The sequence below is a fragment of the Martinezella sp. CNPSo 3732 genome, from assembly GCF_057784515.1.
On sequence record NZ_JBXSOO010000002.1, the window covers coordinates 720,107 to 731,696 of the forward strand.

At 59.2% G+C, this 11,590-nt stretch carries 8 protein-coding genes; 6 read left to right on the plus strand and 2 right to left on the minus strand.

Annotated features, from left to right (window positions below; translation table 11 throughout):
* The first annotated feature begins 160 nt into the window (after nucleotides 1–160).
* Both AC13RM_RS08390 and exoR read left to right on the plus strand, forming a co-directional pair.
* The gene (locus tag AC13RM_RS08390; protein ID WP_113233354.1) at nucleotides 161–1,420 is read left to right on the plus strand and encodes an OmpP1/FadL family transporter; all 1,260 of its coding nucleotides are present in this window, start codon (nucleotides 161–163) and stop codon (nucleotides 1,418–1,420) included.
* A gap of 683 nt (nucleotides 1,421–2,103) precedes the next feature.
* A complete protein-coding gene (gene exoR / locus AC13RM_RS08395) occupies nucleotides 2,104–2,907 on the plus strand; it encodes an exopolysaccharide production regulator ExoR (RefSeq protein ID WP_113233356.1) in 804 nt (267 codons plus the stop codon).
* A 61-nt stretch (nucleotides 2,908–2,968) separates the two neighbouring features.
* On the opposite strand, the gene xth is transcribed toward exoR, so the two are convergent.
* Together xth and erpA are read right to left on the minus strand one after the other, a co-directional pair.
* Nucleotides 2,969–3,760: an exodeoxyribonuclease III gene (xth, locus tag AC13RM_RS08400; protein WP_113233357.1), complete on the minus strand. Its 792-nt coding sequence runs from the start codon at nucleotides 3,758–3,760 to the stop codon at nucleotides 2,969–2,971.
* A 129-nt stretch (nucleotides 3,761–3,889) separates the two neighbouring features.
* Nucleotides 3,890–4,222 carry an iron-sulfur cluster insertion protein ErpA gene (erpA, locus tag AC13RM_RS08405; RefSeq protein ID WP_069611967.1) on the minus strand — a complete coding sequence of 111 codons (333 nt, stop codon included), beginning with the start codon at nucleotides 4,220–4,222 and terminating at the stop codon, nucleotides 3,890–3,892.
* Nucleotides 4,223–4,529: 307 nt separating this feature from the next.
* Between erpA and AC13RM_RS08410 the strand changes: the two genes are divergently transcribed.
* The 4 genes from AC13RM_RS08410 to nagZ all read left to right on the plus strand — a co-directional run bounded on the left by AC13RM_RS08410 (nucleotide 4,530) and on the right by nagZ (nucleotide 11,553).
* Nucleotides 4,530–5,747 (plus strand): deoxyguanosinetriphosphate triphosphohydrolase, encoded by a 1,218-nt coding sequence (locus AC13RM_RS08410; RefSeq protein ID WP_488554814.1) that lies wholly within the window; start codon nucleotides 4,530–4,532, stop codon nucleotides 5,745–5,747.
* A 56-nt stretch (nucleotides 5,748–5,803) separates the two neighbouring features.
* Nucleotides 5,804–7,564, plus strand: coding sequence for an arginine--tRNA ligase (gene argS / locus AC13RM_RS08415; protein ID WP_113233472.1), 1,761 nt, complete (start codon nucleotides 5,804–5,806; stop codon nucleotides 7,562–7,564).
* Nucleotides 7,565–7,625: 61 nt separating this feature from the next.
* The gene (locus tag AC13RM_RS08420; protein ID WP_488554815.1) at nucleotides 7,626–10,415 is read left to right on the plus strand and encodes an SPOR domain-containing protein; all 2,790 of its coding nucleotides are present in this window, start codon (nucleotides 7,626–7,628) and stop codon (nucleotides 10,413–10,415) included.
* A 124-nt stretch (nucleotides 10,416–10,539) separates the two neighbouring features.
* Entirely contained in the window at nucleotides 10,540–11,553 is a 1,014-nt protein-coding gene (gene nagZ / locus AC13RM_RS08425) for a beta-N-acetylhexosaminidase (RefSeq protein WP_488554816.1), read from the plus strand.
* Nucleotides 11,554–11,590 lie beyond the last annotated feature (37 nt).

Consider the following 11,590-nt stretch of genomic DNA (forward strand, 5'->3'; position numbering starts at 1 on the left):
GAAAAAATTACCTACATCGATGGATTTTCAGAGGCGACGCTCGTTTTCTTACGTAAATCAATCACTCTCTTACATGGCCAGTGCTCTTGTGGGCCACATTGCCAATTCACGCGATCATCGCAACAATCGAACCACTGAATGCACATGTGGGGGAGATACAATGGCATTTTCTGTTGCGTTGAGGAGCGCAGTCACACTCGTTATCAGCTCGTCTTTCGCCACCGCTGCCTTTGCGGGCGGCCTTGATCGTGGCGGCTATGATATTGATCTGCTTTTCGACAAGGGCCGTTATGTGTTTGAGTCAGGCGTTACTTACGTCATGCCCGACCGTAAACTGAAGAACGCCAAGGACATCAATCCGGCCGACGGCAATCTCAATAACCGGAGCCGTTCGACGGATGCGGCGGAAAATTACGCCATTCCCTATGCCGCATTCAAGATCGGCATCACCGATGATCTCGACTGCATGGCCGACTATTCGCAGCCTTTCGGCGGCCACCTCAACGAAGGTGCAAATTGGGCCGGCGCCAATAACGAAACCGAAGTCAAGGTTCGCACGAACAACTATTCGGCCACCTGCTCGTACAAGTTCGATGCGGGTCCGGGTCAGCTGCGTCTGATCGGAGGCGGTTTCTATCAGGAAGTCAGCGGCTACAAGTCGCGCCTCGTCTACGCCACTCCGGCCCCGATTTCTGCCATTTACAACGGCATGGGTTCGCTTGACATCGACGGTCACGGCTGGGGCTGGCGCGCCGGTATCGCCTACGAAATTCCGGAATATGCCTTCCGCACGAGCCTCGTCTACAATAGCCGGGTCAAATACGACAATCTGAAGGGTAGCGTCGACCTGACCGAAGTACCGCCACCGGTCGTCCCCGGCTTCGGCGGCAAGGTAACCTCTGTTTTCGGCTCGGCCGATGCTCCTGATTCCCTCGAGTGGAAGGTACAGACCGGCATCGCGCCCGATTGGCTGGCCTTCGGCTCGGTCAAATGGACGAACTGGAGCATCCTGCAAAGCATCGCGCTGTGCCCGAGCTCCACGCGCAGCATATCCTGCAGGGCCAATGGCCCCACCGAGCTCACCTCGCTTGACTTGCTGTACAAGGACGGCTGGACGATCACTGGCGGTGTCGGACACAAGTTCAATGATAAGTGGAGCGGCGCCGTCAGCCTGACCTGGGATCGCGGTACGAGCGATGGCTATGGCATGAACTCCGATACATGGACCCTCGGCGCGGGCGTCGCCTACAAGGCGACAGAGCATGTCCAATTCAATTTCGGCGGCGCTCTCGGCCTCATGACATCAGGCAAATCCGGACCGGTCACACGCGGCGGTGTCGTCTACGGCAACGATGCGACCTATAGCTTCGGCAATGACTTGGTGGCGGCTCTTCAGACATCGGTGAAGGTCAGCTTCTGACGATAAGCCTTTGAATTGAAGGGAGCTTATTGACTGATCCTTCGCTCTATTATTGACGTCGCGAGCTTTTCCGAGTCTCGCGACGTTTCTTTGTCTGATCGGCAAAGGCGGAGCGCAAACCGCCTCTTTTGCCTGATTTATGGTTAAAGAAATCTCAAGTTCGATAAAATCTTTGTGACGAATTAGCAACACTCTATTTCAAGACATTGCAGCCACGTGATCAGATTACAATTTGTCCATTTCCCGCCACAAATGGGGAGCAGCGATTACGTGGGCACAGGGGCAAGCCTTGTAGAAAGTGCGTAAGCGGTCGATGGGTGAACTTCCACTTTGGCATAAGCAACAATTCGGGATCGGAGCCGCGATGCTTTCGACGCAGCCGAAAACGCGTTGTCTGCCAAGGAAAGTCGTCAGCCGGCCGATCTTTGGGCTCCATCATCGGAAGGCGAACGAGGGCGCTGCTTCGATGGTGAGATGCGATAGCGGCCGCACAAATGCTGGTTTGGACATAATTGCAAGCTATGCTCGCAATTGTGGCAACCAGCATCGGTTGGATGCCACAGGAAACGCCTTTTCGAAGGACGATCCAGTCTCGTGCGCCATCAGGGAAAACATTCGTGAAGCTGGCGGCGTTTATGCAAGTGCCGTGACAGGTCCGAATGGAGCGAAAGAAATCGACTGTTATGTTTAAGTCCGAGTTCATATCAGCGAGAGTCATGATGCTCAGCCTGTCCCTTGCCACCGCGTTGGTGCTTGTGGGTCAAGCCAAGGCATTCGATATCAATGCCGGTGTCACCAAGGAATCAGGTCCGTTCGATCTCTTCAAGTTCGGCTTCAAAGCCTACAAGAACGGACAGAAGGAAGAGGCAGTCGAAGCCTATCGCTATGCCGCTGAGAAAGGCCATACCGGCTCACGCTGGGCCTTGGCCAACATGTATGCCGATGGCGACGGCGTGGCGCAGAACGATTTCGAAGCTTTCAAGATCTATAGTGAGATCGCCCAGCAGGGTGTGGAACCGGGCTCGGAAGACACCGGCTTCTTCATCAATGCGCTGCTGGCGCTCGCGAGCTATTACAAGAGCGGCATCCCCAACAGCCCGGTGAAGATTGATCTCAATCAGGCCCGGCAGCTTTATTTCCAGGTGGCATCGACTTTCGGCGTTCCGGAGGCGCAGTTCCAGCTTGCGCAGATGATGCTATCCGGCGAGGGCGGCTCCACCAATGTTCAGCAGGCCAAGAAATGGCTGAACCAGGCCCGCAAGAGCGGCCATCCGGGCGCCATGGCCGTATTCGGCAATATCCTGTTCCAGGAAGGCCAATCCATCCGCGGTCTGGCTTTCATGACGGCGGCACTGGACAAGTGCAAGCCGAAGGACTGCAGCTGGATGGAAGACCTGCAGGAGCAGGCATTCTCCGTTGCCAACGAGAACGATCGCCGCGTAGCGGTCTCCATGGCCCATCAGCTGGATGTTGCCGGCTCCGATTGATCGCCGGCTTTACGGACGCCGTTGCTGCCGAGGCCAAGCGAGGTGCTTGCAGCCGGCCGGACTAGCTCCCGAAATCAAGATGCGCGATAACAGGCACGTGGTCCGACGGTTTTTCCCAGGCGCGCACATGTTTCTCGATTGCCGTTGCGGTGAGGCGATCGGCAGCCTCGGGCGACAGCATCAGATGGTCGATGCGGATGCCGTTGTTCTTCGGCCATGCGCCGGCCTGATAATCCCAGAATGAGTAAAGCTTGATTGCATCCGTCGTCGCGCGCACCGCATCGGTAAAGCCGAGATGTTCGAGCTGACGGAAGGACTGGCGCGTCTGCGGCAGGAAGAGGGCATCGCTCTCCCAGACCTTCGGATCGAAACAATCATGTGGCTCCGGAATGACGTTGTAGTCGCCGGCGAGTATCAGAGGCTCCTCCAAGGCCAGGCGATCCAAGGCGAATTTGCGCAGGCGCTCCATCCAGGCGAGCTTATAGGGGTATTTTTCGGTATCGACCGGATTGCCGTTCGGCAGATAGAGGCAGCAGATCCGCAAGGCGCCATGCCCTTCGACGGAAAATACCGCCTCGATGAAGCGGGCCTGTTCGTCGCTCTCGTCACCTGGCAAGCGGCGCGTCACTTCATCCGGCTTGGTCTTCGAGAGAATCGCGACGCCGTTGAAGCCTTTCTGCCCGTGCGTTTCGACGTGATAGCCAAGCGCTTCGATCTCCAGACGCGGAAAGCCTTCGTCGACCGTCTTGATTTCCTGCAGGCAGACGATATCCGGGTTCGAGTCCTTCAGCCATTGGCAGAGGTTCTCGATACGCGCTTTGACGCCGTTGATGTTCCAGGTGGCGATTTTCATGGGCGGCTCATTCCTTTTCTTCGCCCTGTTGTATCCGCAGCCGGTCGGCTTGACTACAGCCCATATGAAAACCGGCCCGGAGCGAAGGCTCCCGGCCGGTCATCAAATTGTGGAAAAAGAATGTGAGGATCAGATCGCGAAACTGGTGCCGCATCCGCAGCTTGCGACCGCATTCGGATTCTTGATCTGAAAGGATTGGCCGAGAAGATTGTCGACAAAGTCGATCTCAGAGCCTGCCATGTAGACCAGCGATAGCTGATCGATCAGGACGGTCGCATTGTCCTTTTCGACGACGATATCGTCATCCTCGGGGCCTTCAACGAGATCGAATTTATAGGAAAAACCCGAACAGCCGCCGCCTTCGACGGCAACGCGAAGGGCGCGCTTTCCGGCATCCGCGCCGACGATAGCAGCGATTCGCTTAGCCGCAGCATCCGATAGGGTAACACTTGTCTCAGTCATGTCTTCCTCCTACCGGGGTCAAGATCCGGAGAGAACCAATAAGCCGTCGAACTTTCAAACGGCTGATATCCGTAGCCTTTATCATGAAAGTCAGGCCGGTGACAGCTATGGTTTCGTGGTTGAGCCACACACCATTTTGCTGTTTTCTTGTCTATAGGTATGAAGGCTGCAAAGCGGCGTCAATGGGCCGGGATGTACGAAGAGCGCGCAGCATGTCGCCTCGACGGACAAGGCCGGGGACCGATTGCAGGGAAACGACTGTCGCGCTGATGGCGGTGCGGGAGCCAAATGCCGGAATGGATTGATAATGACGATTGATACGCATGCATTGGGTTTCGGATATGGGGAAAAGGCAGCCTATGCGACAAATCCCTGGGAATCGCGTGGAAGGCTCTATGAAGAAGGATCGAGCCCGACACGCTCCGAATTCCAGCGCGACCGCGACCGGATCGTCCATACGACCGCCTTCCGGCGGTTGAAACACAAGACGCAGGTCTTCATCGCTCAGGACGGCGATCATTATCGTACGCGGCTAACACATACGATCGAAGTTGCTCAGATCGCCCGCGCCCTGGCGCGAGCCCTGAAGCTGGATGAGGATCTGGCGGAGGGTGTGGCGCTTGTCCACGATTTCGGCCACACGCCCTTCGGTCATACCGGCGAGGATGCGCTGCATGAGGTGCTGCTGCCCTATGGCGGCTTCGATCACAACGCCCAATCCCTGCGCATCGTCACCAAGCTCGAGCGCCGTTATGCCGATTTCGACGGACTCAATCTCACCTGGGAAACGCTTGAGGGCCTGGTCAAGCATAATGGCCCGCTGATGACGCCTGACGGCAAGGGCACCCGCGGGCCCGTGCCGCAGCCGATCCTCGATTATTGCGAGATCCACGATCTGGAAATCGCTTCCTACGCCAGCCTGGAGGCGCAAGTCGCCGCGATCGCTGACGATATCGCCTACAACACGCACGATATCGATGACGGCCTGCGCGCCGGCTATCTGACCTTCGACATGCTGGAGGAGGTGCCGTTTCTCTCCAAGCTGATGGCCGAGGTGAGGGCGCGCTACCCGCATCTGGAGGCGAGCCGTTTCACCCACGAGATCATGCGCCGGCAGATCACCCGCATGGTGGAGGATGTCATTGCCGTTTCGCAGCAGGCGCTCGCCGAAATCAAGCCGGGCAATGTGGCCGATATCCGTGCCGCCGGCCGCATCATCGCGACCTTTTCGCCCGAGATGGCCGAGACCGACAAGCTGATCAAGCAGATGCTGTTCAAGCGCATCTATCGCCATCCCGACATCATGCGCATCCGTGCCGGCGCGGCCCAGATCGTTACCGACCTTTTCCACGCCTATATGGAAAATCCCAGGGAGATGCAGAGCCACTACTGGGTGGATCATATTGCCGGGCTCGCAATTGCCCCCAAGGCAAGGCATGTCGGCGACTATCTCGCCGGCATGACGGACACCTACGCCATCAGCGCCCACAAGCGCCTGTTTGACCAGACTCCCGATTTGCGGTAGGCAGCGGCGGCGCCGGGCCGATAGCGGCTCGCCGAAGCTAATGCGTGGACGATATGATGAACCTTTTCACCGACTTCGAAGTAAGAATTAAGAACGCTCTCGAACAAATTGATATCGTGCGAGAAAAGCGATCTGAAGTCGACTTCGGACGTATTGGCGTGGAACCGCCGCGAGATGCCAGCCATGGTGATGTCGCCACCAATGCGGCCATGGTTCTGTCCAAGCCGCTGGGCACCAATCCGCGTGCGCTTGCCGAAATCATCGTCGCCAAGCTGAAGGAAGATGCTGATGTTGCCGAGGTTTCGGTCGCTGGCCCCGGCTTCATCAATATCCGTCTTTCGGTCGGCTACTGGCAGCGGCTGCTGTCGACGATGATCTCCGAGGGTGAGAAGTTCGGCCGCTCCAAGCTCGGCGGCGGGCAGAAGGTCAACGTCGAATATGTCTCGGCCAACCCGACCGGGCCGATGCATGTCGGCCATTGCCGCGGCGCCGTCGTCGGCGATGCACTGGCGAACCTGCTGGCCTTCTCTGGCTATGAGGTCACCAAGGAATATTACATCAACGATGCGGGCTCGCAGATCGACGTGCTTGCGCGCTCCGTCTTCATTCGCTATCGCGAAGCGCTTGGCGAGCAGGTGGGCGAGATCCCGGCGGGTCTCTATCCCGGCGATTACCTGGTTCCCGTCGGCGAGGCGCTTGCCAGGGAATTCGGCACCAAGCTGCGCGGCATGCCGGAAGATCAGTGGCTGCCGATCGTCAAGGATCGGGCTATCGACGCGATGATGGCGATGATCAAGGAAGATCTGGAAGCGCTGAACGTCCATCACGACGTGTTCTTCTCCGAACGCACCCTGCATGCCAACGGCGCGGCGCTGATCCGCACCGCGATCAACGACCTGACTTTCAAGGGCTATGTCTACAAGGGCGCGCTGCCGCCGCCGAAGGGACAGCTGCCGGAGGATTGGGAGGATCGCGAGCAGACGCTCTTCCGTTCGACCGAAGTGGGTGACGATATCGACCGTCCGCTGATCAAGTCAGACGGCTCCTATACTTACTTTGCTGCCGACGTTGCTTACTTCAAGAACAAGTTCGACCGCGGCTTCAACGAGATGATCTACATCCTCGGCGCCGACCATGGCGGCTACGTCAAGCGGCTGGAGGCAGTCGCCCGCGGCGTTTCCGATGGTGCTGCGAAGCTGACGGTGCTGCTGTGTCAGCTCGTCAAGCTCTACCGCAATGGCGAGCCGGTGAAGATGTCGAAGCGCTCGGGCGATTTCGTCACGCTGCGAGAAGTCGTCGATGAAGTCGGCCGCGATTCGGTGCGCTTCATGATGCTTTACCGGAAGAATTCCGAGCCTCTGGATTTCGATTTCGCCAAGGTCACAGAGCAGTCGAAGGACAATCCGGTCTTCTACGTGCAGTACGCACATGCCCGCTGCATGTCCGTCTTCCGTCAGGCCAAGGAGGCCTTCCCAGACCTCGACATTGCCTCGCTTGACCTGTCGAAAGCTGTCATTGGCGCCATCTCCGATCCAACTGAATTGCAGTTGGTTGCGAAGATTGCGGAATTCCCGCGAATCATCGAAGCTGCAGCACAGTCTCAAGAACCGCATCGCATCGCTTTTTATCTTTACGATTTGGCCAGTTCCTTCCATGGACACTGGAATAAAGGTAAAGATTTACCGGAATTACGTTTTGTTAACGATAAGAACCGAGAATTGAGCATTGCCAGACTTGGGCTGGTGTACGCTGTCGCGTCGGTTTTGAAGTCGGGTCTTGGTATAACCGGGACCGCAGCACCGGACGAAATGCGATAAACGTCACCATTTACCCACATTGCGCTGGCATTAACTGTAGTGTTTGCGAGTGGAACGGGTGATGGCAGAAAAACAGTTGGCGTATCGCGCAAGCGGAAACGACGAGTTCTTTGCGGATGATGATCCGCTCGCAGAACTCGCTCGTATCGTGGGTTTTGAGCCGCGCCCCGCTGCTCAGGCAACTCCTGCGGCTCAGCGGCAGGAGCCGGCCTTCAACCTGGAAGATGAGCTTCTTCGCGAATTCGAGCGCTACGATACGCCGCGAATGAGTCCGGCAAATGACATCGCTGCTCCGGTCGAGCAGGTGTCTCCGCCGAGCCATGAAGAAGTTGCGCAATCCGCCGAGCCGGTGCGGACCGAACCCACGTTTGAAGAGCCAAAGTTCGAAGAACCTGCACTGCAGCCTGTGGCTCCGGTGAAGCCGACGATCGGCGCTCGCGATCTGATCGACGAGCTGGAAATGTCGATCGCGCCGGTTCTGCAGCCGGCGCCGAAGCCTGCACCTGTCGAACCGCAGCCGGCTGCTCCGGTGCTGAAGCCGACGCCGCAATCCGCTGCCGCTACCATACGGCTGCCCCTTGCCAACTTTACCCTCGCAACGCCCGCCGCCTCGCGTGAGCAGTTCACGCCGGCGGCCGCGCCTGCCGTTGCCCAGCCGGCCCCGAAAGCCGCTTCTGATGAAGCGCTGTTCGATGGCACCCTTGATTTCGAAGCGTTCGATCCCGTCGAGCCTCCGCACGCTCCTGAAGCCGTCTCGCAGCCTGCTGCATCCCAGCCGACCGCGGCCGTCTTCCGGGCACCAGAGCCGCCAAAGGTCGCGAAGGCCGATCCGGCTGCGCTTTCTGCCGAGATCGATGCTCTGCTCGCCGATGTGAATCGCTATCCGGTTCCGCCCAGAGCCAATGCGCCAGCAGCGAAGGAAGAGCCGGATTTCGGTAGTTTCGGTGCTTCGTTTTCCGAGCCTGCAGAGTTGTCCGCCGCTCCCGTGGCTGCCGCACGGCATGAAGAGCCGAAGCCGATTACCTTCGGTGCGGAGGACCCCTTTGCCGGTCAGGACTTCGAATTCGATCTGGCCGATATTGAAATGGAACTTGCCGGTCTCGATTTCGCTGAAGCCGAAAAGTCTCCCGCTGCGCCTCAGCAGGCTCCGGCCGCTCCCGTTGCAGAGCCGATCCTTTCCCGCGCAACGCCAGTTGCTCTGGTGCCCGCCGCTCCAGTGATTGCCGCAGCGGCGCCACAGCCGGTGCAACCCGCGCCGGCGCCGGTTGTGCCTGCCGCAAATGCTGCACATGCCGCAGTCACGGCAGCGCCTGTATTCGAGGCCGACCAGCCTCTGCCGTTCGATCCCACGGAAATCGCCGAGACGGAGGAGCGTGTCGAAACCTTCGAGGGTTCGCATGTTCCGCATCTGCCGGCGATCGAGCCGGAAGAGCCGATTGCGGTGCCGTCAGAATTTGAATTCGATCTCGATTCGGAAATGGCGAGCCTGCTCGGCACGCCGGCCAAGGAAACCGCATCCGAGCCGATCAAGCCGGCCGTTGCCGCCGCACTTGGCGGTGCCGCTGCCGCCGCTTCATGGTCCAAGAATGCGGCAGCCCAGCCTGCTGCGCCCGTCGCAAAGCAGCCGATCGAGGAGTTCGACGAGTTCGAGCGTGCGCTGGAAGAGGACTTCCGCCGCAGCTATCGTGAAGCGGCGACGCCTGTCGAGAACGTTGCCAGGATGACCTTGAATCCCGCCGCAAACCGTCGCCCGGTCCGCTCCGTGCGCGGCATGGTAACGACCGCCGCCGTCATCGTTGTTCTCGGCGTCGGTGCCTATGGCGCCTACAGCTGGATCCGTCACGGCGCGCCGATCTCCAGCTTCTCCGGAGAGCCGCGCGTGATTGCGGCCGACAGCGATCCGGTCAAGGTCGCTCCCGAAAATCCGGGTGGCACCGTCGTTCCGAATCAGGACAAGGCCGTCTACGATCGCGTCGCTGGCGATAGTACGGCGGCGCCGAAGCAGAAGGAGCTTGTCTCCTCCAACGAGCAGCCGGTTGACGTCGTCCAGAAGACGCTGATTCCCGAAGCGGTCTCTCCGGATGATAGCGACGGCGATCAGGTGACGTCGACGCCGGTCGGTGAAACCGAAGATCCGCGCCTGCTGCCGAACCAGAATGGTGGAAACACCAATGTCGCCGCCAATAACGACGATCAGGTGCCATCAGTCTCTCCGCGCAAGGTGCGCACGATGATCGTCAAGCCGGATGGTTCCCTGGTGCCGCGCGATGAGCCGGTTGCCGATACGACGACCGCAGCCGCCAAGCCGGCGAACAATCAGGTCGCATCGACCAATTCGCGCCCGTCTCAGGCAAATACTCCGGCAGCAGCCCAGTCGGATAATACCGATGCTGCCAGTGCCGAAAGCACGCCGATCCGCGTCGTCAAGACGAACCCGGTTCCGACGACACGTCCCGAGTCTGCCGCCAAGGCCAATACGGCTGCTCCGGCCCCGCAGGCCCAAGCCCAAGCCCAAGCTCAAGCTCAAGCTCAGCCCAAGGTTCAGCCGAAGCAGGTCGCATCGGCTAGCCCGGCGGCAGCCCCGGCCGCGGCTTCCGCTGCAAGCGGCGGCGCTTACGGCGTGCAGATCGCATCCCTGCCGACCGAGGCCGACGCGCAGAAGTCGCAGGCGAACCTCAAGGTCAAGTTTGCTGGTGTCATCGGCAATCACCCGCTGGAGATCCGCAAGGCTGACATCGCCGGCAAGGGCACCTACTATCGCGTCCGCGTCGTCGCCGGCTCGAAGGATGAGGCCGCGGCCATCTGCACCCGCTATCGCGCCGCCGGCGGCACCTGCCTGATCTCGAAGTAAAATCAGATACGAAATTTGGAAAACGGCGGGCATGGGCTCGCCGTTTTCGTTTGTAGCGTGCTCTTCCTGTGTATCCCCGCTTGACCTCACTCGCATTTCCCGCCGCAAGCCTTATGATTCGGATATGACCGAATCGAAATCCATGATCCTTGGCTGCAGCGGCCACACCATTACGCCCGAAGAGCGATCCTTCTATCAGGGGGAGCAGCCATGGGGCTTTATTCTGTTCGGGCGCAATATTTCCGAGCCGGCACAGATCGCCGATCTCGTTGCGTCCCTGCGTGACAGCGTCGGGCGAGATGCTCCTGTTTTCATCGACCAGGAAGGCGGCAGGGTGCAGCGCATTCGCCCGCCGATCCTGCCTCATTATCCCTCGGGGCAGGCACTCGGTGATATCTATCGCCAGGATCGCCAACGAGGCCTGCGCGCCGCTTGGCTGATGTCGCGGCTTCATGCCTTCGATCTGCTGAAATTCGGCATCAATGTCGATTGCCTGCCGGTGCTGGACGTGCCGGTGGAAGGGTCGAGCAACGTCATCGGCAATCGCGCCTATGGCTCCGATCCGGTGACGGTGACGGAGATGGGACGCTCGGCTGCGGAAGGTCTGAAAGCCGGCGGCATGCTGCCGGTGATGAAGCATATGCCCGGCCATGGCCGCGGTTTTGCCGATTCGCATCACGAGCTGCCTGTCGTCTCGGTACCGCGCGCGGAGTTGGAGGTGCATGATTTCGCCCCCTTCGTTGCAATGAAGGACGAACTCATGGCAATGACTTGCCATGTCGTCTTCACCGACATCGATCCGGACAATCCAGCCACGACGTCGCGCAAGGTGATCGAGGAGATCATCCGCGGGTATATCGGTTTCCAGGGTCTGCTTTTGTCGGACGATACCTCGATGAATGCGTTGAAGGGCACGATCGGCGAACGTGCAGCAAATATTATTGCAGGCGGATGCGATATCGTGCTGCATTGCAATGGCGTCATGGACGAAATGCAGCAGGTGGTTCGCAATGTTCCCGCTTTGGCGGGTGCTTCGCTGACAAGGGCCAAGGCGGTCGAAGCGGCATTCGGCAGAAATGATGGCGCCGATGAAGCCTCTATTCGGGCGGAATTCGACGCGATGTTCGCAGTGGCGTAAAACCGGACTTCGAGGAACGGACGGGTGACAGAGTGAG

Bases quoted from the DNA above. Each gene is read 5' to 3' on its own strand.
- AC13RM_RS08410 (WP_488554814.1), top strand. From the start codon at position 4,530: ATGACGATTGATACGCATGCATTGGGTTTCGGATATGGGGAAAAGGCA.
- exoR (WP_113233356.1), top strand. From the start codon at position 2,104: ATGTTTAAGTCCGAGTTCATATCAGCGAGAGTCATGATGCTCAGCCTG.
- AC13RM_RS08420 (WP_488554815.1), top strand. From the start codon at position 7,626: ATGGCAGAAAAACAGTTGGCGTATCGCGCAAGCGGAAACGACGAGTTC.
- nagZ (WP_488554816.1), top strand. From the start codon at position 10,540: ATGACCGAATCGAAATCCATGATCCTTGGCTGCAGCGGCCACACCATT.
- xth (WP_113233357.1), bottom strand. From the start codon at position 3,760: ATGAAAATCGCCACCTGGAACATCAACGGCGTCAAAGCGCGTATCGAG.
- erpA (WP_069611967.1), bottom strand. From the start codon at position 4,222: ATGACTGAGACAAGTGTTACCCTATCGGATGCTGCGGCTAAGCGAATC.
- AC13RM_RS08390 (WP_113233354.1), top strand. From the start codon at position 161: ATGGCATTTTCTGTTGCGTTGAGGAGCGCAGTCACACTCGTTATCAGC.
- argS (WP_113233472.1), top strand. From the start codon at position 5,804: ATGAACCTTTTCACCGACTTCGAAGTAAGAATTAAGAACGCTCTCGAA.